Raw genomic sequence first — 21,615 nt, forward strand, 5'->3', positions numbered from 1 at the left:
AACTTTGAATAGCTAAGGGTTTAGAAACAAACGGATGAAGGGTGAAGCGAAAACTCAGTGAGCGTCTTCCGACAGGCTCAGGTACACGATGGACAACATCATGAAGATGAAGGCCTGCAGCGGAATCACCAGCAGATGGAACAGCATCCAGCCCAGGCCGAATGCACCGCCTGCGATGGCGCCGGCGATACCCGCGCTGCCCAGCACCCAGATCAGCAGGAAGACGATTTCGCCGCCGAACATGTTGCCGAACAGTCGCATCGCCAGCGAGATCGGCTTGCTGAGCCACTCGACGATGTTGAGGATCAGGTTGAACGGCATCATCCACTTGCCGAACGGTGCGGTCAGGAATTCCTTGGTGAAGCCACCAATACCCTTGGCACGCAACGCGAAGAAGAGCATCAGGAAGAACACGCTGATCGACATGCCCAGGGTGGCATTGACGTCGGCGGTGGGGACCGGCTTCCAGTACGGCACGCCGAGGGCTTCCAGCGGCAGGGCGATGAAGTCGGCCGGGATCATCTTGATGAGGTTCATCAGGAGGATCCAGAAGAAGATCGTGATGGCGATCGGGGTCACCAGCTTGCTGGTGCCGTGGTAGGTGTCCTTGGCCTGGCGGTCAACGAACTCCAGGCAGATCTCCACGAACGCCTGCCACTTGCCCGGCACGCCGGCGGTGGCCTTGCGGGTTGCCATCCAGAAGCCGAACACCATCAACAGGCCCATCAGGACCGAAGTCACCATGGTGTCGACGTGGATCGCCCAGAAACCACCTTCCTGCATATGGAACGTCAGGTTGTGCAGGTGATGTTGGATGTAGGAGGTGGGTGTCAGCGCCTCGCCTGCCATGTGTCCGGAACCTTGAGTTAAATAAAGGGGATCAGCGCCTGGCCAGAGCCAGGACCTGGAACATCAACCCGACGGCGATACCGGCCAACAGCGCCAATGCAGGCAGCTTGAAGACCAGGAACCCCACCATCAGGACACCGAAAACGAGTACCCACTTTGCCACCACGGCCAGGATCAGGCGGGTCATTGCCGATCCAGCCGCCTGCACCCCGCCACCCAACGCCATGCGCGCCGCGACCCAGCCACCGGCCGACACCGCCACACCCGATGCCAGCGCCCCCAGGGCGTACATCGTTCCTGCCAGCAGCAGGAAGGCCAGAGCCAGGACAGCCACTGCAGCCAGCGGGTAAACCGCTGCGCGCAGCATCAGTCGCCGACCCGAATCAACGGAGTTCAGCACACGTATGTCCTGCAAGATCTTGAGTAGAAAGGCCGAGGTCGCAAGCAAGCGCCCCGTCGAGCCGCCAAATTATAGCAACGGGACAATTTGCGAGACAACCGCCCCCTGTTCATCCCGGATAGCCGCAAGTTGCTGCATCGCCACAGATTTTGCGTTCCACCGGCGGGCTAATCCCGGCCTGACTGGCTCTGCGCCTGTTGCGACGCACCAATTGAACTTTGGTCGCAGCCTCCTGTCAGATCAATCGACCTGCTCATTTCGATCCTCGTCGACGCCCTTGTGGCAGGTCTGGCACCCCAAAGTGGCCCCGAACTCTCTCCGGGGCCACTTTTTTCCGGCCGTTGGCCCGGGCGTTGGGACCGAATCCGGCGCCACGGCGGTTGCCTGAACGGGCTCCAGGGCGCGTTGCGGCCACCGATGTGACCGACGGCACGCCCCGGTGCATGAACGGTACACACAGCGTCCACCATACGTTCACGAATGGTGGACGCGGCGCTGGGCAAAGTGATTCCACATCAATGAATCACTGCAAGGACACACACCGATGCGCCTGATGCTCCCCCTGCTCGCCCTGCCGCTGGCCATGGCGGCACTGACCCACGCCAACACTGCCAGCGCCGCTGAAGGTGATGATCGCTTTGCCCTGCGCCTGGGCGCGATGAACATCGATTCGGACAATACGATCCGTGGCAACACCACCGTTGCCGGCCAGGACGTGGGCTTCTCCGAGGACTTCAAGCTGGGTGGCAAGGAGTGGGAGCCGCGCATCGACGGTATGTTCCGCATCAGCGACCGCCAGCGCCTGCTGTTCAACTACTTCAAGTACGACAAGGACCGCCGCGAGACGCTCGGCCAGGACATTTCCTACGGCGGCGTGACAGTGCCGGCCGACAGCTTCGTCAAGGGCGAGCTGAAGTATCAGGTGGCCAGCCTGGTGTACGACTACTCGGTGGTGGACACCGAGAAGTTCGACCTGGGCCTGCAGCTGGGTGCCGAGTACGCCAAGGTGAGCACCAAGGCCTATGCCGACGTGGGTGACCTGTACCAGGGCCGCTTCCTCGACGAGAAGGCCGACGGTGTGGCCCCGGTGGTGGGCGCCCGCATGAGCTTCACGCCGTCGGAAAAGTGGCTGATCACGCTGCAGGGCCAGTACCTCAACACGAGCTGGGGCAACTTCGACGACTACAAGGGCGACCTGACCCGCGCCAATGCGATCGTGGATTACCGCCTGACCAAGAACTTCGGCGTGTTCGCCGGCTACGACTGGTTCAAGCTGGACGTGGACCAGAAGGGCAGCGACGGCACCATCGGCCTGAAGCAGGAATTCAAGGGTCCGGTGGCCGGCATCAGCCTCACCTTCTAAGCAACCGCAGCACCTCTCTCCGAGCGCGGCAACAGGGCAACCTGTTGTCGCGTTTTTGTTTGTGTCGACGTCAGCAGGCAACGGCGAGGCGCGTCGAGCGCTGGGCGGGGATGCCCTTGCATGCGAATGTCCCCCGGCGCCGGCCTGCGGCCGTCACCGCCTCCTTTATTTCGCATGCAAGGGCATCCCCGCCCGCGTGGCGAGCGTCCCGGCTGCTGAAAAGGCAGGAGCGCAGAGGCGACGCTGTTTCTTTCAACAGGGCGAGCCCCTTCGTGGCCGGCAGGTCTTTCGCAAAATAAAGGAGGAGGTGACGGCCGCAGGCCGGCGCCGGGGGACATTTGCAGAAAGGCCTGCCGGCCACGAAGGGGCCCATCCGGTCGCGACCAGAGCAGGCAAAGACACAGCACCGCCCCGCGCCACGTAGCAACGAAAAACCCCGGCGTTTGCCAGGGTTTTTGTTGAACCGGTGTCACGACCAACGGTCGTGACCTACCGCTTCTTCGGCAGGTCTTTCGCAAAATAAAGGAGGAGGTGACGGCCGCAGGCCGGCGCCGGGGGGCATTTGCAGAAAGGCCTGCCGGTCACGAAGGGGCCCATCCGGTCGCGACCAAAGCAGGCAAAGACACAGCCCCGCCCCGCGCCACGCAGCAACGAAAAACCCCGGCGTTTGCCGGGGTTTTTGTTGAACCGGTGTCGCGACCAACGGACGTGATTTACCGCTTCTTGGGCATGTACAGATCGGTGATCGTGCCGTCGTAGATTTCCGCGGCCATCGCCACCGATTCGCTCAGCGTCGGGTGCGCGTGGATGGTGTGACCGATGTCCTCGGCCTCCGCGCCCATCTCGATCGCCAGCCCGATCTCGGCCAGCAGGTCGCCGGCGTGCACGCCCACGATCGCGCCACCGATGATGCGGTGCGTCTCCTCATCGAAGATCAGCTTGGTGAAGCCCTCGGTACGACCGATACCGATCGCACGGCCACTGGCCGCCCACGGGAACTTCGCCACGCCCACCTTCAGACCCTTGGCCTTCGCCTCGGTCTCGGTCACGCCCACCCAGGCGATTTCCGGATTGGTGTAGGCCACCGACGGAATCACCCGCGCCACCCACTCCTTCTTCTCGCCCGAGGCCACTTCCGCGGCCAGCTTGCCCTCGTGCGTAGCCTTGTGCGCCAGCATCGGGTTACCCACGATGTCGCCGATGGCGAAGATATGCGGCACGTTGGTGCGCATCTGGCGGTCCACCGGAATGAAGCCACGCTCGGTGACCTGCACGCCGGCCTTCTCGGCCCCGATCTTCTTGCCGTTCGGCGAGCGGCCCACGGCCACCAGCACGCGGTCGAAGGTGCCCTGCGCCAGCGCGGGCGTCTCGCCTTCGGTGGCGGCCTCGAAGGTCACCGTGATGCCCTTGGCATCGGCGCTCACGCCCGACGCCTTGGTCTTCAGGTGAACCTCCACGCCCTGCTTCTTCAGACGGTCGGCCAGCGGCTTCACCAGGTCCTTGTCGGCGCCCGGCATCAGCTGGTCCATGAACTCCACCACCGTCACCTTGCTGCCCAGGGCCGCATACACCGTCGCCATTTCCAGGCCGATGATGCCGCCGCCCACCACCAGCAACGAACCCGGCACCTCGGCCAGCTCCAATGCATCGGTGGAATCCATCACGCGCTTGTCGTCCCACGGGAAGTTCGGCAGCTTCACCGCCTGCGAACCGGCGGCGATGATGCACTGCTCGAAACGCAGCAGCTGGGTCTTGCCGTCGTCGCCGACGATCTCCAGCTCGTTGGCCGACACGAACGTGGCCAGGCCCTGCACCGTGCGCACCTTGCGCTGCTTGGCCATGCCGGCCAGGCCCTTGGTCAGCTGGGTGACCACCTTTTCCTTGTAGCCGCGCAGCTTGTCCAGGGTGATCGTGGGCGCGCCGAACTCGACGCCGAAATCACCGGCGTGGGCGACTTCATCAATCACCGCGGCGGCATGCAGCAGCGCCTTGGACGGAATGCAGCCCACGTTGAGGCAGACGCCGCCGAGGCTGGCGTACCGCTCGATCAACACCGTGTCCACGCCCAGGTCGGCCGAGCGGAACGCGGCGGTGTAACCGCCCGGGCCGGCGCCCAGCACCACCATCTTGCATTCGATGTCGGCCGGCTTGCCCGACGACAGCGCCGGCTGCGGCGCGGCCGGTTCGGCCGGGGCGCGGTGCGACGGGGTCACCGGCGGCTTGCTGGCCGGTGCGGCCTCCGCCTTGGGTGCGTCGGCCTTGGCCGGCGCAGCCGGTGCGGCGGCCTCGCCTTCGGCTTCAAGCAGCAGCACCACGTCGCCCTCGGACAGGTTGTCGCCGAGCTTGACCTTGATTTCCTTGACCACGCCGGCGGCCGACGACGGCACTTCCAGCGTTGCCTTGTCCGACTCCAGCGTGACCAGACCCTGGTCCTTCTTCACCGTGTCGCCCACGGCAACCAGCAGTTCGATCACCGGCACACCGCTGTAATCGCCGATGTCGGGAACCTTGATTTCAATTGCGGCCATTGTTGTTCTCCTGGTACTCAGCCGGCGGTGCCGGCGAGCAGTTGCTGCAGTTCGTCGAGCGACTCGTCCAGATCTTTCCAGCGACGGTCGAGCTTCTTTTCCTTGGTGTCGCTGGCTTCGATCAGCAGCGCCACCTGTTTCATCATCAGCTTGCCGGTACCGCATTCCGGGCGCGGGCCGCTGAAGCGCTGCCCGCCCACCTGGAAGGACAGCACCTCGCCATCCAGCACCGCCGCCTTGCGGTCGGCCGGCACCGCCGCGTCCAGCGCGGCCTGCCAGCTGCGCACCAGACGCTGTGCCAGCGCGGCCGGGATGCTGACCTGGTACTGGTCCGGCTCCTGGTCCACGCGCAGTTCAAGACCGCCCTGGCGGGCGCTGTTGTTCCAGCTGTAGACCCGCTTGTCGGCGCGGCTGTAACGCAGCGTCCATTCCTGTTCCTGGGTGCCCGGCAGCAGTGCCACGCCGGTTTCAACCCCGCTCTTGGGCAGGGTCACCAGCGACAGCGCCGGCTGTGCCTTGCCTTCGAACAGGGTTTCCACGGCCTGGCCGTAGTTGCCCACCGCCGGCGGCCAGCCGCGGCCGAGGCCGGAGCTGCAGTCCGCCGCGAGCGCCTGCGCCGCCGGCACCATGCCCAGCACCAAAGCCACGTAGAGCCGGGCTCTGCCCGGCTTCATGGCGGCCCTGCCCGGCTGCAACGCCAGGCCTTGCCTCACAGCAGCACGCGCCGCATGTCGGCCAGCACCTGCGACAGGTAGGTGGTGAAGCGGGCGGCCAGCGCACCGTCGATGACGCGGTGGTCGTAGCTCAGCGACAGCGGCAGCATCAGCTTCGGGGCGAATTCCTTGCCGTTCCAGACCGGCTGGATCGACGACTTGGACACGCCCAGGATGGCCACTTCCGGTGCATTGACGATGGGGGTGAACGCGGTGCCACCGATCCCGCCCAGCGAGCTGATCGAGAAGCAGCCACCGCTCATGTCGGCCGGGCCCAGCTTGCCGTCGCGCGCCTTCTTGGCCAGCTCGCCCGATTCCTGCGCGATCTGCACCACGCCCTTCTTGTCGACATCGCGGATCACCGGCACGACCAGGCCGCTCGGCGTATCGGCGGCGAAGCCGATGTTGAAGTACTTCTTCAGGGTCAGGTTCTCGCCGCTGGCATCCAGCGAGGCGTTGAACTCGGGGAACTTCTTCAGCGCCGCAGCACTGGCCTTGACCAGGAAGGCGAGCATGGTCAGCTTGATGCCGGCCTTCTCGTTTTCCTTGTTCAGGGCCACGCGCAGGGCCTCCAGCTCGGTGATGTCGGCCTGCTCGAACTGGGTGACGTGCGGGATCATGGCCCAGTTGCGCGCCAGGTTGGCGCCGGAGATCTTCTTGATCCGCGACAGCGGCTGGACCTCGACCTCACCGAACTTGCTGAAGTCCACCTTCGGCCACGGCAGCAGGTTCAGGCCACCACCGGCGGCCGCGGTGCCGCCGCTGGCAGCGACGCCGCCGGTCAGCGCGGACTTGACGAACTTCTGCACGTCGCCCTTGGTGATGCGGCCACCCTTCTCGGTGCCGCTCAGCTGGTTCAGGTCCACGCCCAGTTCGCGAGCGAACACGCGCACCGCGGGGGAGGCATAGGGCACCTTCTGCGGCAGCACGCTGTCGGCGTTGAACTGCACCGGCGGGCTGGTCGGCGCGCCGGCCGACGGGGTCGCAGCGGCCGGGGCCGGCTGGGTCGGCTTGGCGGCGGCCTGCTCGATCTCGCGGGCGGCCAGCTTGTCCGGCTGCGCCGGGGCGGCAACCGGCTCGACCTTCGTCGCAGTCTCGGCGGCTTCGGTCTTGGCGGCGGCAGCCGGGGCAGCGGCGGCGGCCGGCGTGGCCTCGCCTTCGGCCACTTCGATCAGCGCCACGACCTTGCCCTCGGACAGGTTGTCGCCGATCTTGACCTTGATCTCCTTGACCACGCCCGCCACCGAGGACGGCACTTCCATCGTGGCCTTGTCCGATTCCAGCGTGACCAGGCCCTGGTCCTTCTTGACGGTGTCACCAACGGCGACCAGCACCTCGATTACCGGGATGTCGCTGTAGTCACCGATATCGGGGACAAGTGCTTCCTTGATTTCGGCCATGGGGATAACTCCGGCAATCTGGTGTAGGGAATCGCCTATTGTAGGGCAGGAGGCGGCAGCGCCAACCGGCTGGGCGATTTTTTGCTGCCCCTGTCCCGGGACAAGCTGTTGCAGTGGCCTGCCTTGGCGGGCTTGTGCTTGGTACAGCACGAAGCAGTATTTTCCAGTCGGTACCGTATTGTCCGGCCTGGGCCATGCCCTCAGCCCTGCAACGCGTCCGCCAGCGGCTGCCATGCCGCCTGCAGCCGGGGCAGCGGCCAGGCCGCATTGGCCGGGCTGGTGGACGGCAGCGACCAGACCACCGGCGCGCCATCGGTGACCGGCAGCGCCGGTGCAATGCGGGCCATGAACAGCTGGTGGGCAGTGCCGCCGTTGCAGGCGATGGCCTGCAGCCGGGGCAACCCGGCAATCAGTGCAGGCAGCGCGTTGGGAACTTCACTGCCGCGCACGATCGACGCATCCAGGCTGCCACGTCGCTCGCAGCGCCCGATGACATCCCACAGGCCCACGCCGGCCGCGTTGAGTGCGGCCATGCGCGCGGGATAGGCATGCGTTGCCTCCACGCCGCACAACAACTGCATCAACGGCCAGAACCGATTGCGCGGATGTGCGTAGTACTGCGCGGCCTGCAGCGACGCCACACCGGGCATGGAGCCCAGTACCAGCACGCGGCACTGCGGTGATACCTGCGCGGGCAAGCCGATGCACGTGGTTGCTTCCATCACATCTCCAACAGGTGCATGAACATCTTCGCCGGCCGAATTGCCCGCGATTGCAGGGATTTTCCGCTGTTCGCTGAACGGAACAAACTAAAATTTAACGCGCGTCGGATTCGATTCATGTTGCGGGGACTACGTTTGCCTCGCCCCGGAAGCAACGGGGCCCAGAACAAAAAAATACCTGAGGAGATTCCCCCATGCGCTCCATCCGTACCCTGACCCTGGCAACCCTGACCGCACTGGCCTTTGCACCGGCCGCTTTCGCGCAGGACACCACCACCACTGACGACACCGCCTCGGGCAAGCATTTTGCCGTGGTCGGCGGCGTGTCGCTGCTGCAGCCCAAGAACGATCCCATCGACGGCGTGCGCAAGGTAGACGGTGGCCCGGCGCCGACGGTCAGCTTCAGCTACTACATCAACGACAACTGGGCCGTGGAACTGTGGGGCGCAGCCGACAAGTTCGACCACCGCGTGCGCGGCACCAACGGTGCGCGCCTGGGCACGGTTGAGCAGCAGCCGATCGCGCTGAGCGGCCAGTACCACTTCGGCCAGGCCGACAACGTGTTCCGTCCGTTCGTGGGCGTCGGTTACTACGAGTCCAACTTCAGCAATGAAGACCTGGCCAGCGACGTCGGTCACATCGGGCTGGAAACCGCCAAGGGCGCCATCGGCACCGTGGGCGTGGACATGAACATCAACAGCACCTGGTTCGCCCGTGCCGATGCCCGCTACATGCATTCGCGCCCGGAACTGACCGTCAACGGTGACAAGACCGGCGACAAGGCCAAGCTGGATCCGTGGACCGTCGGCTTCGGCATCGGTGCCCGCTTCTAAGCACCGGCCAGCCAACACGCAGTAACGCAACGGGCCCCTCGCGGGCCCGTTGTTGTTTCAGACGCACGGCCAGGCATTCATTCCGTCTTGCCCCGCGCGCGGCAATACTGGCCCTGACGCGAAACGGGGAGCGCGCATGGGCGATACCGGAACCGGACAGGACCTGCTCGACGTGCTGGTGGTGGGCGGCGGCATCAACGGCGCCGGCATTGCCCGCGACGCGGCCGGGCGCGGCTGGTCGGTGTGCCTGTGCGAACAGGACGACCTGGCCTCACACACCTCCAGCGCCAGTACCAAGCTGATCCACGGCGGCCTGCGCTACCTGCAGTACGGCGAGTTCGGGCTGGTACGCAAGGCACTGCGCGAGCGCAGCGTGCTGCAGCGCTTGGCCCCGCACCTGGTGGTCCCTACCCGCTTCGTGCTGCCGCATGCCGCGCACCTGCGGCCGGGCTGGATGCTGCACGCCGGGCTGTGGCTGTACGACCACCTGGGCCACGCCGGCAGCGCGTTCCCGCGCTCGCGGCGGCTGGACCTGCACAGCGACCCGCGCGGTGCGGCGCTGCAACCGGGCTTCCGCACGGGCTTCAGCTACTCCGATGCGCGCGTGGATGATGCGCGGCTGGTTGTGCTCAACGCACTGGATGCACACGAACGCGGCGCGCAGATCCACGTGCGCACCCGCTGCGAACAGCTGATCCGCCACCGTGACCACTGGTGGGCGGTGTTGCGCCACGCCGATGGCCGCGTGCAGCGCCTGCGGGCCCGCGCCGTGGTCAACGCGACCGGGCCTTGGGCCGGCAACCTGCTGGAGCGCGCCGGCATGGACGCACCGATCGGGCTGCGGCTGGTGCAGGGCAGCCATATCGTGGTGCCCCGCCTGTTTGCACACGACAGCGCCTACCTGCTGCAGCAGCCGGACCAGCGCATCGTGTTCGTGGTGCCGTTCGATCAGGACTTCACCCTGATCGGCACCACCGATGTGGACTATGACGGCGACCCGGCGCAGGTGCAGGCCGCCAGCAGCGAGGTGGCGTACCTGTGCGCGGCGGCCAACCGCTGGCTGCGCACGCCGGTGCAGCCGGCCGACGTGGTCTGGCAGTACAGCGGGGTGCGGCCGCTGCTGGCCGACCACCACCACGACGCGGCCAAGGTCACCCGCGATTACCGCCTGCAGCTGGATGCCAGCCAGGCCCCGCTGCTGAGCGTGCTGGGCGGCAAGCTCACCACCTACCGCACCTTGGCCGAAGAGGCCGTGGACCAGCTCGGCGCGGCGCTGGGCCGTGGCGAACCGGCGTGGACCGCCGACGGCGCGCCCCTGCCCGGCGGCGACATCGGTGCTGCGCCGGTGGTGCTGGCACGCCTGCAGGAGCAGTACCCGGGCGTGCCGCCGTCGCTGCTGGCCACGCTGGCCCGACGCTACGGCAGCCGCGCCAGTGCCGTGCTCGGCGACGCGGCCAGCACGGTGCAGCTGGGCACCGGTTTCGGCGCGGACCTGTACGCGCGCGAAGTGGATTACCTGATCGCGCACGAATGGGTGCGCACGCTGGATGACCTGCTGTGGCGTCGCACCAAGCTGGGCCTGCGGCTGGACGCGGCGCAACGCGACGTACTGGCCCAGTACGTCGCGCAGCGGGTGGCGGCGATGGCGTAGGCTGGGGCGCTGGCCGTGGCACGTCCCCGACCGGGCCACCCTTGATTCGTTGTACGGAGCAACGCATGGACAAGCAGTACGTGCTCGCGATCGACCAGGGCACCACCAGTTCGCGGGCGATCCTGTTCGACCGCGCCGGCCGCAGCGTCGGTAGTGCGCAGCGCGAATTCACCCAACTGTTTCCCCAGCCTGGCTGGGTGGAACATGACCCGCGCGAGATCCTCACCAGCGTCTACACCACGCTGACCGAACTGCTCAACCGCGAGCAGGTGGACCCGCGCAGCATCGCCGCGATCGGCATCACCAACCAGCGCGAAACCACGGTGGTGTGGGACAAGGCCACCGGCCAGCCGATCCACAACGCCATCGTGTGGCAATCACGGCAGAGCCATGCGATCTGCGAGCGGCTCCAGGCCGACGGCCATGAGCCGCTGGTGCGTGAGCGCACCGGGCTGCTGATCGATGCGTATTTCTCGGCCACCAAGATCCGCTGGATCCTGGACCACGTGGACGGCGCCCAGGCCCGCGCCGAGCGCGGCGAGCTGCTGTTCGGCACCATCGACAGCTGGCTGGTGTGGAACCTGAGCGGTGGCACCACGCACGTGACCGACTACAGCAATGCCGCGCGCACCTTGCTGTTCAACATCCATACCCTGGCGTGGGACGACCAGCTGCTGCAGGTGTTCAACATCCCGCGCGCGATGCTGCCGCCGGTGCGCAGCTCCAGCGAGGTGTATGCCACCACCCAGGCGCAGTTCTTCTTCGACCAGCAGATTCCCATCGCCGGGATCGCCGGCGACCAGCAGGCCGCGCTGTTCGGGCAGGCCTGCTTCGAGCCCGGCATGGCCAAGAACACCTACGGCACCGGCTGTTTCATGCTGATGAACACCGGCGACAAGGCGGTGGTATCGCGCAACGGCTTGTTGACCACGCTGGCCTGGGGCATCGACGGCAAGGTCGAGTACGCGCTGGAGGGTTCGATCTTCGTCGCCGGTTCGGTGGTGCAGTGGCTGCGCGACGGGTTGCGCATGTTCGGCAGGTCCAGCGACTGCCAGGCCTATGCCGAACGCGTGCCCGACACCGGCGGGGTGTACCTGGTGCCGGCCTTTGTGGGGTTGGGCGCGCCGTACTGGCGCAGCGACGTGCGCGGGGCGATGTTCGGCATCACCCGCGGGACGCGCAAGGAGCACTTCATCCGTGCCGCCGTGGAGTCGATGGCCTACCAGACCCGCGACGTGCTGGCCGCGATGCAGGCCGACGCCGGGATCGAACTGAAGGAGTTGCGCGCCGATGGCGGTGCGATCGGCAACGACTTCATGGCGCAGTTCCAGAGCGACATCCTGGGCGTGCCGGTGGTGCGCCCGCAGGTGGCTGAAACCACTGCCCTGGGCGCGGCCTACCTGGCCGGGCTCGCCACGGGGTTCTGGGGCAGCCGGGACGAGATCGCCGCGCAGTGGGCGGTGGACCGGCGCTTCATGCCGCAGATGGCGGTGGACCAGCGCGAGGCGCTGTACGCCGGCTGGCAGCAGGCGGTACAGGCCACGATGGGGTTCCGGGTGGGGTAAGTTTTTGGGTCTTCGCCCGTCTGCGGGGCCAGCAGAACCGCGGGCCCTTTGCAGGCGCGGGTGTCGTTGGGTCGGGCGCTGGGCCCAACGACTACAGGAAAAAGCCTTGCCTTCCGCCCATACCGCACGCCGAGCCCCGTCGCGGCCGGTTGGCTCCTGGGCAAAATAAAGGAGGAGGCCGCCCCGCGGCCGGGGGACATTTGCACCAGGGGCCTACCGGCCGCGACGGGGCCCACACGCTCGCGACAGCCCCGGAAGAACCTTTTTTTGGCGGGGTGTCCGACCATGGGTCGGACCCACCTCAGTCAAAACGCCGGAAGCACCGCGCCCTTGTACTTCTCGGCGATGAAGGCCTTCACTTCCGGGCTGGTCAACGCCTTGGCCAGCTGCTGCACGCGGGCGTCGTCCTTGTTGTCCGGACGGGCCACCAGGAAGTTCACGTACGGCGAGTCCTTGCTTTCGATCGCCAGCGCGTCCTGGGTCGGGTTGAGCCCGGCATCCAGGGCGTAGTTGGTGTTGATCAGGGCCAGGTCAACCTGGTCGAGCACGCGCGGCAGCATGGCCGAATCCAGCTCGCGGAACTTCAGCTGCTTCGGGTTGGCGATGATGTCGCGCTGGGTGGCCAGCGCATTGGTCGGGTCCTTCAACGTGATCAGCCCGGCCTTGTGCAGCAGGATCAGCGCGCGGCTGTTGTTGCTGGGGTCGTTGGGGATCACCACGTCGGCGCCGACCGGAACCTCGTCCAGCGACTTGAAGCGGCGCGAGTAGGCGCCGAACGGTTCGATGTGCACGCCGATGACCTTGACCAGGTTGGTCTTGCGGTCGCGGTTGTAGGCGTCCAGGTAGGGCTCGGTCTGGAAGTAGTTGACGTCCACCTGCTTCTGCACCAGCTGGTCGTTGGGCTGCACGTAGTCGTTGAACACGCGCACGTCCAGCTCCAGGCCTTCCTTCTGCAGGATCGGCTTGACCACCGCCAGGATCTCGGCATGCGGCACGGCCGTGGCGGCCACCACCAGCTTCTTCGAATCGGGGTTGGATTTACCGCAGGCGGCCAGGGCCAGCGAGGCGGCGAGCAGCGGGAGCAGCAGGTACTTCTTCATGGGGGGTATCCGGGGGCAGCGATAGCGCCCAACCTTACCGCACACCCCGGCCCTGCGGTATCGGGGGCATATGACCGCCGGGCATGAGGCCGGCGCTCACTCGTAGTTGCTGAGGGCCAGCGCCAGCAGTGCCTTGGCCTGTTCGCGCAGCATCACCGGTTCGATGATCTCCGCGTCCGAGCCGTAGTGCAGCACGTCCATCAGCAGTTCGCGCGACACGCTGTAGGGCACCTTCAACTCGTAGCGGCCGTCGGCCAGGAAGCGCCCCTGCTGCTTGGAATGCCAATGCTCGTCGGCCACCCAGCGCGCGGCCTTGGCACTGAAGACGATGGTGGCCCAGCCCTTGGGCGGCCCGGAGAAGATGCCGTAGCTGGCGCCCAGCTGTTCGTCCAGCTCGGTGTCATCCACGTCGCGGGCCACGGTGTCGACCACCCGGGCCTTGTAGATGCGGTCCACCGCGAAACTGCGCAGACCCTCGCGGCCGTGGTCCCAGGCATCCAGGTACCAGTTGTCGCGGTAGTGGGTCATGCGCTGCGGCGACACGGTGCGCTTGGTGGCCTCGTCGGTGGAACGGGCGCGGTACTCGAACGCCAGCTGCTTGCGCTCCAGCACGGCCGAGGCCACGGCGCGGAAGCTGGCCTCGTCGAATTTGCGGCCGCGGTGCGGAATGACCCGGACCCGGTCCACCGGCCAGGTGGACACGCCGGCCTGGGCGGCCAGCAGGCCTTCAATGCGCTGCTGCAGCGGTGCCAGCACCGAGGACAGCACGCCGCCGCCGGTGCGCGCCAACAGGTGCTGGGAGGCCAGCAGCGCGTGCAGTTCTTCGGAACTGAGCCACAGGCCAGGCAGTTCGAAGCGGTCGCTTTCGTCGTCCTGGTAGCGGAAGCCGGCCTCGCCGTCGCCCTCCACCGGTGCCATCAGCGCATCGCGCAGGAAGGCCAGGTCGCGGTAGACGGTGGCGCGGGAACACTCCAGTTTTTCCTGCAGGGTGGCCACCGTCACCGGGTAACGGGCGGACTTGAGCAGGCGATGCAGGGCGTTGATGCGTTCGTATCGGTCCATGACCCGATTATGTCCGAGTCGCCGTCGTTGTGGCGGCTTCGGCATCATCTTCGGCTATCGTGGAGCCCCCGAAAACCCCGTTGCCGCCTGTCATGCGCCTGTTACCTGCCCTTGCCGTGCTGTCCCTGCTGCTGTCCGGTTGCGCGCGTGCGCCCGATCCGGCCGCCACTGCGCCGGCCCCGGCGCAGGGCAGCGTGCCGGCCGCGGTGGATCCAGTGCAGGCGGTGCTGGGCGCCAGCCAGCGCTTCGGCCAGCTGCGCAGCTTCCACGCCAGCCTGCGCATGCAAGGGCCGCGTACGGTTGAGGCGACGATGGACTTCGTTGCCCCCGACCGCTACCGGCTGGTCACCGATGACGGTCCGCAGCTGATCATCGGCGACACCTTCTTTCTGCAGCGCGCCGGCGAGGTACGCCAGGTGCCGGTGCCCCCCGGCCTGCTGGCGCAGTGGCGCAACCCGTTGCCGCCCGACCTGGCCCCGGCCCAGCTGCAGGTGGAAGACCTGGGCAGCGACGCCATCGGCGGGCAACCGGCCCACAAATACCGGGTACGCCATGCCAGCGCCGCGCCGGACGGCATGCTGTATTGGATCAATGCACAGGGTCTGCCGGTGCAGATCGAGCGCCAGGGCCAGACCAAGGGCGAGACGTTCCGGATCACGCTGCGCTTCTCGCGTTTCGACGACCCGGCGCTGCGCATCGACCTTCCCTGAACAGGGCATTCGACCGAACCCCGCCTAAAGCGGCGGTAGATGGCGGGAATTGCACGCTGGATGCATCAAGTATCATCCCCCGTTGCCCGTCCCCCACTGGTTGATCCGGAGAACCGTTGATGTCCCTGCGCGTCTCGTTGCTTGTTCCCCTGCTGTTGTGCGCCCCGGCGGCGTTTGCCCAGGACACCACCGATCTGGCTGCGATGACCTCGCCATGGAGCGGCAGCGGCGGTGAGCTCGGCTTCGCCTCGGCCCGCGGCAACAGCAACACCGAAAGCGCCAACGGCCGCCTGCGCCTGCGCTACACCGACGACGATTGGGTGCACAGCATGGACCTGTTCGGGCTGCGCTCGCGCTCGGAATATGTCGAGACCGCCGATGACGGCACGGTCACCAAGCGCCGCAACACCACCGCCAACCGCTACACCGGCAGCGCCGGCAGCGCGTTGCAGCTGGGCGAGCACCGCCAGCTGACGGCCACGGTGCGTTACGAACGCGACGACTTCGCCACCTACGACCGCCAGAGCTCGTTCGGTCTGGGTTACGGCACCCGGCTGGTGGAAGGCGACCGCTTCTACATGGACGCGCAGATCGGCCCCGGTGTGCGCCGAACGCACAACACCGAAGACGATGAAACCCGCACCGGCCTGATCGGCCGTGGCCTGTTCGACGTGAAGTACTCGCTGACCCCCAACACCGACCTGGTCAACACGCTGCTGGTGGAATCGGGTTCGTACAACACCTTCGGCCAGAACGATTTCGGCGTGTCGGTGAGCATGAACGAACACCTGGCGCTGAAGGCCGGCTGGCAGGCGCGTTACAACAGCGACGTGGCCGAAGACAAGCGCAAGACCGACACCCTGACCACCATGAACGTGGTCTACAAATTCAAATGATGTCCCCGATCGGCTCTACCCCCGGGTAGAGCCGACCGTTGGTCGGCTGCCCTCAACCCGGCTGCCCCTCAACCCGGCGGGCGGCAACCCGGCACCCGGCTAAACCCCCAACAACTCCCCCGCTCCACCGGCCAGCAAACCTGCCGCCACCTGCCTGCCCAGCGCATCCGGGTCACGGCCCGGGCCACGCGCCTCGGCACGCACCAGACGGCCATCGGCCACGCCGCCCACCAGGCCCTGCAGGAACAGCTGCTCGCCTTCCCACTGCGCGAACCCGGCCACCGGCACGTGGCAGCTGCCATGCAGCGCACGGTTCATGGCGCGCTCGGCTTCCACACAGGCGCGGGTGCGCGCATCGTCGAGTGCGGCGAACAACGCCATCACCCGTGCATCCTCGCCATTGCATTCCACCGTCACCGCGCCCTGCGCCGGGGCCGGCAACCACGCCGGTGCGTTCAACCGGGCCACGATGCGCCCGCCCAGCCCCAGCCGCTCCAGCCCGGCCACCGCCAGCACGATCGCGTCGTAACCGCCGTTGTCCAGCTTGGCCAGGCGCGTGTTGACGTTGCCCCGCAGGTCCAGCAGTTCCAGGTCCGGGCGCAGCGCGCGCAACTGGGCCTGGCGGCGCAGCGACGAGGTGCCCACGCGCGCGCCGATCGGCAGCGCGTCCACCGAGGCATACAGGTTGGAGATGAAGCCGTCGGCCGGATCGTGGCGGGTCAGCATGGCCGGCAGTGCGAACGGTGCGTCCAGCTCCATCGGCACGTCCTTGAGCGAGTGCACCGCGCAATCGGCCTCGCCGCGCAGCATCGCCAGCTCCAGTTCCTTCAGGAACAGGCCCTTGCCGCCAATCGCGGCCAGCGAACGGTCCAGTACTTCATCGCCACGGGTGCTCATCGGCACCAGCACCACGTCCAGCCCGGGGTGAACCTCGCGCAGGCGGTCGGCAACGTGTTCGCTCTGCCACAGGGCAAGCGGGCTCTTTCGGGTGGCGATGCGCAGGGTTGTCATGCTGCCCATTATCCGCGCAGCAGCGCGTATCGGCCAACGCCGGCATGCTTCGCTGCGCGGACAAACGGCGTATCGACCAACGGTCGATACCTACAGGAGGTCCTGCTTGATGCTGGCCACGCAGCGCCGGCTGACCTCCAGCGGGGCTTTGCCATGGCGCAGCACGGCCTGGACCTGGCCTGCGCCATTTCGTCGCAGCTCGATCAGCTCGTGGCGGGCGACCAGGCAGTTGCGGTGGATGCGCACGAAACGGCCGACGAATTCCTCTTCCAGCGACTTCAGCGATTCCTCGAGAAGGTCTTCGCCGCGCGCGTGGTGCACCACCACGTACTTTTCCTCGGCCTGCAGGTAGTGGATGTCCTCGATCGGAATCAGCCGCAGGCTGCCGCGCAGGCGCGCGCACAACACGGTGCGGGCCTGCTGGCTGGGTGTACCGGGATGCCCGCTGCGCCCGGCCAGGAAGGTACGCGCACGCTCCAGCGCGGCGGCCAGCCGTTCGGGGCGCACCGGTTTCATCAGGTAGTCGATCGCGGCGGCCTCGAAGGCCGACAGCGCGTGGGCGTCGTAGGCGGTGCAGAACACCACCGCCGGGCGCGGGTCGAAGGTGGCCAGGTGACGGGCCGCTTCCAGGCCATCCAGTCCGGGCATGGCGATGTCCAGCAGCACCAGGTCCGGCTGCAGCGCGGCGCAGGCATGCAGCGCCTGTTCGCCGTTCTCGGCCTCGGCCACCACCTCTACCCCGGCCTGTTCGGCCAGCAGGCTGCGCAGGCGCTCGCGGGCCAGCGGCTCATCGTCGGCAATGACCACCTTCAAGGCTGATTCCTCACGGCACCGGGACGGTGATGTCGCACGCATAGTAGCCGTCGCTCCATGCTCCCGTCATCCGCGCGGCCGGGCCGAAGCGCCACGCCAGCCGGTGGGCGATGCTGCGCTGGGCGTGGCCGGCGCCCTGGGTGAGCGGCAGCGCGCGTGCCTGCGGGTCCGGCGCGGGGTTGTGCACGCGGATATGCAGCTGGCCGTCCACGCACGACAACGCGATGGCGATGGTGCCGCCCCCGGGCAGCCGCGAAATGCCGTGCAGCACGGCGTTTTCCACCAGCGGCTGCAGCACCAGCGGCGGCATCGGCAGCGACCACGGCAACGGTTCGTCGCGCTGCCACCGCACCTGCAGGCGTTCACCCAGGCGCAGCGATTCGATCGACAGGTAACGCTCAGCCAGTTCGCACTCGGCCTGCAGGGTGGAGTCGCCCTCGCCCGCGCCCAGCGCCGCGCGGAACAGGTCGGACAGGTCCAGCACCGCGCGCTCGGCCACCACCGGGTCGCGCCGCACCAGGCTGGCGATCAGGTTCATGCTGTTGAACAGGAAATGCGGGCGGATCCGCGCCTGCAGCGCGTCGGCCTGGGCACGCGCGTTGGCCACCACCTGCGCGGCCCAGCGATCGCTGACGTAGAAGTAGCGCAGCGCCAGCGCCACGATCAGGGCGGTCATGGTGGCGCTGCCCAGGGTGAAGCGCCAGAACCCGATGTGCCGGGCGAAGCCCTCGGCGTCGAGCACGCCGTACAGGCCGTGCACGACGCCGGCGCAGGCGGCGGCGATCAGCACGGTCATGGCCACCGCCAGCGCCGTGCCGGCCGCCTCGGGCAACCGCGACAACGCGGTGCGCGCCGCGCACAGGCACACCGTCACCGCCAGCGACAGCCACAGCGCAAAGCCGCTGGCCGTCAGGAAATCCGACACGCTCCAGTGGCGGCTGCCATCCGGCGCCAACGCCACCACCACCACCACCAGCTCGGCCAGGCCCAGCATCGCCGCCAGCCGTGGCAACCGGCACAGCTCGGGCAACCACGGCTGCTGGCGCGGGTCGTTCATGGCTCAGGCGGCCCGGAACCGTGCGTCCAGCCAGTCGCCCAGCGCCTCCAGCTCTTCGGCGCAGACCTGGTGGGCCATCGGGTAGGAACGCCACTCCAGCGGGAAGCCGAGGTCCTTCAAGGTCTGCGCGGTGTGCGCGGCGATCGCCTGCGGAATCACCGGGTCCTGCACGCCGTGGGCCATGAACACCGGCGGCCGGATGCCGTCGGGGGCACGCTGGGCGGCGGCGGTTTCCGGGTCGGGCAGGTAGGTGGACAGCGCGATCAGGCCACCGATCGGGCGGCTGCGGCGCAGTACCGCGCTCAGGATCACCGCCCCACCCTGCGAGAACCCGGCCAGCAGGATGCGTTCGGCCGGAATGCCGGCGGCCACCTGTTGGTCGATCAGGGTGTCCAGCGCCTGCACCGAGGCCGCCACGCCGGCCGCGTCGGCGCGCGAGCGGAAATCCATGCTGACGATGTCGTACCAGGCGCGCATCGGCACGCCGTTGTTGATCGTGATCGGCTGTACCGGCGCATGCGGAAAGACGAAGCGGATGGCCGGCCAGTGCGGGCGCAGCAGCTCGGGCACGATGGGGGCGAAGTCGTTGCCGTCGGCGCCCAGGCCGTGCAGCCACAGCACCGCCCATTGCGGGTCGGTGCCGGTTTCGTTGATGACGCTGTCCAGCATGGTGCGGCTCCAATACGTTCGAACCGCATTATGCCGCGCCGCTCAGCCCAGCGCGGTGTGCTCCGCTGCGGCCTTGCGCAGTTCGGCGGCGCGCACCAGCACCTTGGGCGGTGCGGTTTCCTCGGGAATCTCCATCAGCCGCAACCGATGCATGACCGTGCCGGCACTGCGCGAGGAGGTCAGCGCCACCACCGGAATGGCCAGCACCATGCCCACCACCACCGGGGCCATCCACGCCGCCAGTGACGGCGACACGGCATAGGCCAGGGTGCCCATGAACAGCCCAAACACGCTCAGCCCGCCATAGCCGCGGATGAGCGCCGGCCAGGAGATGCCGCCGTCGTCGCGCTGCTGCGCATCCCAGCCCGAATCCTTGCCGGCCAGCACCTCGGCCACGCCGCGCGACTGCACGTACATCACCACCGGTGCCATCAGCGCGGCCAGCACGGTTTCCAGCAGCATCGACAACAGCGCGCGGATGCCGCCGCCGCAGCCACGGCGATCCACCCGGTCCAGCAGCATGGCGATGTAGCCCAGCACCTTGGGGGTGAGCAGCACCACCATGGTGATGGCGAACATGCGGATCACCTTCTCTTCGTCCTGGTGGCGCCAGTACACGCCCGGCGACAGGTGCAGCATTTCATTGAAATCGATGCCGCCCTGGAACAGCGGGATGGCAATACCCACCAGCATCAACATGCCCCACATCGGCGCGGTGAAGTAGTGGCCGATGCCGATCATCATGTGCATGCGGCTCACCCAGTGCAGGCCCTTGGAGCCGACCACCTTGGCGTGCTGCAGGTTGCCCTGGCACCAGCGCCGGTCACGGACCAGCATGTCGGTGAGGGTGGGCGGGCCTTCTTCGTAGCTGCCCTTGAGGTAGGGCACCATGTGCGTGGCCCAGCCGCCGCGACGCATCAGCGCCGCTTCGACGAAATCATGGCTGAGCACGTGGCCGCCGAACGGCTCGCGGCCCGGCAACGCGGGCAGCCCGGCGTTCTCGGCGAAGGCCTGGGTACGGATGATGGCGTTGTGGCCCCAGTAGTTGCTTTCCGCGCCATGCCACCAGGCCACGCCACGGCCAATCACCGGCCCGTACACACGCCCGCCGAACTGCTGCATGCGCGCAAACAGCGTGCGCCCGCCGATCACCGCCGGCAGGGTCTGGATCAGGCCGACGTCGGGGTTGTGTTCCATGCCGGCCACCAGGCGCACGATGGTGTCGCCGGTCATCAGGCTGTCGGCGTCCAGGATCAGCATCTGCGGGTAACCACCGCCGAAGCGGCGCACCCAGTCGGCGATGTTGCCGGCCTTGCGGCCACTGTTGTCACCGCGGCGCCGGTAGAACAGGCGGTCGTGTCCGCCCACGGCATCGCACAGCGCGGCGAACGCCTGCTCCTCGGCCAGGCCGATGTCCTCGCGGCGGGTGTCGCTGAGCACGAAGAAATCGAACTGCGCCAGCTGCCCGGTGTCGGCTACCGATTCGTAGATGGCCTGCAGCCCGGCCAGCAGCCGGCGCGGGTCTTCGTTATAGGTGGGCATCAACAGCGCGGTGCGGGTGTGGACCACCGGCAACGGCTGGTCCGGGTCGATGCCGAGCTTGTAGCCCCGGTCGAACACCGCGGTGAGGAAGCCGGCCACCGCGCCGGAGAACGACAGCGCGATCCACGCGAACAGGGCCACGAACAGCACCAGCAGGCAGGCCTCGAGCACGCTGATGCCATTCATGGCCAGCACCTTCCACATCATCACGGTCGCGGCGATGGTCATCGCCGCCGTGCCGCCCAGGATGTAGAGGCGCCGCAACGCCATCAGCCGCGGCGCAGTGCGTTGCCGCGGCACCTGCAGCCGGCCGTCCCGGAAGGACTGCTCGGGCATCGACATCGGCACTTCGGCCGGCAGGATCGCCTGCCCGGCATCGGCCACGTGCATGACGGACTGCACACTCATCGGTGGCGCCCCTGCGTGGGTGATGACGGGCCGGGCGTGCCCGGTGCGGAGAGGGTCATCCAGATCCCGTCACGCCCAGCGGCGTGCTTGCGTCCTGCCTGCGCGGGGCCGTGGCCGGCACGCAGCTGATGTCTGTCACTACCGGAACCCACGAACTCTCCACCGTACCGAGACGAAAAATGCGGCTCAGCATAGGGGGGCAAATGTAAGCCGGGCGCGAAAGTTCCTTTCGTGATTTCTCCCCATTCAGCCTGAGCGGGCCGTGACATCCAGATGCCCGCTGCGACAGAACGCCGCAGGCCTTGTGGCACAGGCCTCTCCCC

19 protein-coding genes are annotated in these 21,615 nt (G+C 67.5%); 6 read left to right on the forward strand and 13 right to left on the reverse strand.

The window, feature by feature from the left end; translation table 11 throughout:
• Window positions 1-54 precede the first annotated feature (54 nt).
• Together atpB and ACZ0AE_RS17425 are read right to left on the reverse strand one after the other, a co-directional pair.
• Window positions 55-849 (reverse strand): F0F1 ATP synthase subunit A, encoded by a 795-nt coding sequence (gene atpB / locus ACZ0AE_RS17420; protein WP_038686091.1) that lies wholly within the window; start codon window positions 847-849, stop codon window positions 55-57.
• A gap of 31 nt (window positions 850-880) precedes the next feature.
• Window positions 881-1,249 carry a hypothetical protein gene (locus ACZ0AE_RS17425; protein WP_181394075.1) on the reverse strand — a complete coding sequence of 123 codons (369 nt, stop codon included), beginning with the start codon at window positions 1,247-1,249 and terminating at the stop codon, window positions 881-883.
• 553 nt (window positions 1,250-1,802) lie between these two features.
• Here ACZ0AE_RS17425 and ACZ0AE_RS17430 point away from each other — a divergent pair.
• A complete protein-coding gene (locus ACZ0AE_RS17430) occupies window positions 1,803-2,612 on the forward strand; it encodes a hypothetical protein (RefSeq protein WP_425598308.1) in 810 nt (269 codons plus the stop codon).
• 713 nt (window positions 2,613-3,325) lie between these two features.
• On the opposite strand, the gene lpdA is transcribed toward ACZ0AE_RS17430, so the two are convergent.
• The 4 genes from lpdA to ACZ0AE_RS17450 all read right to left on the reverse strand — a co-directional run bounded on the left by lpdA (window position 3,326) and on the right by ACZ0AE_RS17450 (window position 7,975).
• On the reverse strand, window positions 3,326-5,140 hold the full coding sequence (gene lpdA, locus ACZ0AE_RS17435; protein WP_448134464.1) for a dihydrolipoyl dehydrogenase: 1,815 nt from the start codon (window positions 5,138-5,140) through the stop codon (window positions 3,326-3,328).
• Window positions 5,141-5,157: 17 nt separating this feature from the next.
• Window positions 5,158-5,814, reverse strand: coding sequence for a hypothetical protein (locus ACZ0AE_RS17440; protein WP_051598720.1), 657 nt, complete (start codon window positions 5,812-5,814; stop codon window positions 5,158-5,160).
• A 35-nt stretch (window positions 5,815-5,849) separates the two neighbouring features.
• Window positions 5,850-7,253 (reverse strand): dihydrolipoyllysine-residue acetyltransferase, encoded by a 1,404-nt coding sequence (gene aceF, locus ACZ0AE_RS17445; protein WP_463601721.1) that lies wholly within the window; start codon window positions 7,251-7,253, stop codon window positions 5,850-5,852.
• Window positions 7,254-7,453: 200 nt separating this feature from the next.
• Window positions 7,454-7,975, reverse strand: a complete 522-nt coding sequence (locus ACZ0AE_RS17450) for a DNA-deoxyinosine glycosylase (RefSeq protein ID WP_463601722.1) — start codon at window positions 7,973-7,975, stop codon at window positions 7,454-7,456.
• A gap of 194 nt (window positions 7,976-8,169) precedes the next feature.
• On the opposite strand from ACZ0AE_RS17450, the gene ACZ0AE_RS17455 reads away from it, so the two are divergent.
• From ACZ0AE_RS17455 to glpK, 3 genes are all read left to right on the forward strand, one after another.
• Window positions 8,170-8,808 carry an OmpW/AlkL family protein gene (locus ACZ0AE_RS17455; RefSeq protein ID WP_038686081.1) on the forward strand — a complete coding sequence of 213 codons (639 nt, stop codon included), beginning with the start codon at window positions 8,170-8,172 and terminating at the stop codon, window positions 8,806-8,808.
• A 136-nt stretch (window positions 8,809-8,944) separates the two neighbouring features.
• Window positions 8,945-10,459 carry a glycerol-3-phosphate dehydrogenase gene (gene glpD / locus ACZ0AE_RS17460; RefSeq protein WP_463601723.1) on the forward strand — a complete coding sequence of 505 codons (1,515 nt, stop codon included), beginning with the start codon at window positions 8,945-8,947 and terminating at the stop codon, window positions 10,457-10,459.
• 65 nt (window positions 10,460-10,524) lie between these two features.
• Window positions 10,525-12,024, forward strand: a complete 1,500-nt coding sequence (gene glpK / locus ACZ0AE_RS17465) for a glycerol kinase GlpK (protein WP_463601724.1) — start codon at window positions 10,525-10,527, stop codon at window positions 12,022-12,024.
• Between the two features lie 305 nt (window positions 12,025-12,329).
• On the opposite strand, the gene ACZ0AE_RS17470 is transcribed toward glpK, so the two are convergent.
• The gene (locus ACZ0AE_RS17470) at window positions 12,330-13,124 is read right to left on the reverse strand and encodes a MetQ/NlpA family ABC transporter substrate-binding protein (RefSeq protein ID WP_141059467.1); all 795 of its coding nucleotides are present in this window, start codon (window positions 13,122-13,124) and stop codon (window positions 12,330-12,332) included.
• Window positions 13,125-13,220: 96 nt separating this feature from the next.
• Window positions 13,221-14,186, reverse strand: a complete 966-nt coding sequence (locus ACZ0AE_RS17475) for a helix-turn-helix transcriptional regulator (RefSeq protein ID WP_038686074.1) — start codon at window positions 14,184-14,186, stop codon at window positions 13,221-13,223.
• Between the two features lie 92 nt (window positions 14,187-14,278).
• On the opposite strand from ACZ0AE_RS17475, the gene ACZ0AE_RS17480 reads away from it, so the two are divergent.
• Both ACZ0AE_RS17480 and ACZ0AE_RS17485 read left to right on the forward strand, forming a co-directional pair.
• On the forward strand, window positions 14,279-14,896 hold the full coding sequence (locus ACZ0AE_RS17480) for a hypothetical protein (RefSeq protein ID WP_447595807.1): 618 nt from the start codon (window positions 14,279-14,281) through the stop codon (window positions 14,894-14,896).
• Between the two features lie 119 nt (window positions 14,897-15,015).
• On the forward strand, window positions 15,016-15,792 hold the full coding sequence (locus tag ACZ0AE_RS17485) for a DUF481 domain-containing protein (RefSeq protein WP_038686071.1): 777 nt from the start codon (window positions 15,016-15,018) through the stop codon (window positions 15,790-15,792).
• 99 nt (window positions 15,793-15,891) lie between these two features.
• Here the strand turns inward: ACZ0AE_RS17485 and hemC are convergent, their stop codons facing one another.
• From hemC to mdoH, 5 genes are all read right to left on the reverse strand, one after another.
• Window positions 15,892-16,803: a hydroxymethylbilane synthase gene (hemC, locus tag ACZ0AE_RS17490; RefSeq protein WP_463601725.1), complete on the reverse strand. Its 912-nt coding sequence runs from the start codon at window positions 16,801-16,803 to the stop codon at window positions 15,892-15,894.
• Window positions 16,804-16,893: 90 nt separating this feature from the next.
• Window positions 16,894-17,658 carry a LytR/AlgR family response regulator transcription factor gene (locus ACZ0AE_RS17495; protein ID WP_185753450.1) on the reverse strand — a complete coding sequence of 255 codons (765 nt, stop codon included), beginning with the start codon at window positions 17,656-17,658 and terminating at the stop codon, window positions 16,894-16,896.
• Window positions 17,627-18,673 (reverse strand): sensor histidine kinase, encoded by a 1,047-nt coding sequence (locus ACZ0AE_RS17500; RefSeq protein ID WP_463601726.1) that lies wholly within the window; start codon window positions 18,671-18,673, stop codon window positions 17,627-17,629. The genes ACZ0AE_RS17495 and ACZ0AE_RS17500 overlap by 32 nt, the downstream gene beginning before the upstream one ends.
• A 3-nt stretch (window positions 18,674-18,676) precedes the next feature.
• Entirely contained in the window at window positions 18,677-19,342 is a 666-nt protein-coding gene (locus ACZ0AE_RS17505; protein ID WP_463601727.1) for an alpha/beta hydrolase, read from the reverse strand.
• 42 nt (window positions 19,343-19,384) lie between these two features.
• Window positions 19,385-21,292, reverse strand: a complete 1,908-nt coding sequence (gene mdoH / locus ACZ0AE_RS17510; protein WP_038686064.1) for a glucans biosynthesis glucosyltransferase MdoH — start codon at window positions 21,290-21,292, stop codon at window positions 19,385-19,387.
• Window positions 21,293-21,615 lie beyond the last annotated feature (323 nt).

This window comes from Stenotrophomonas sp. AC248, assembly GCF_979258185.1.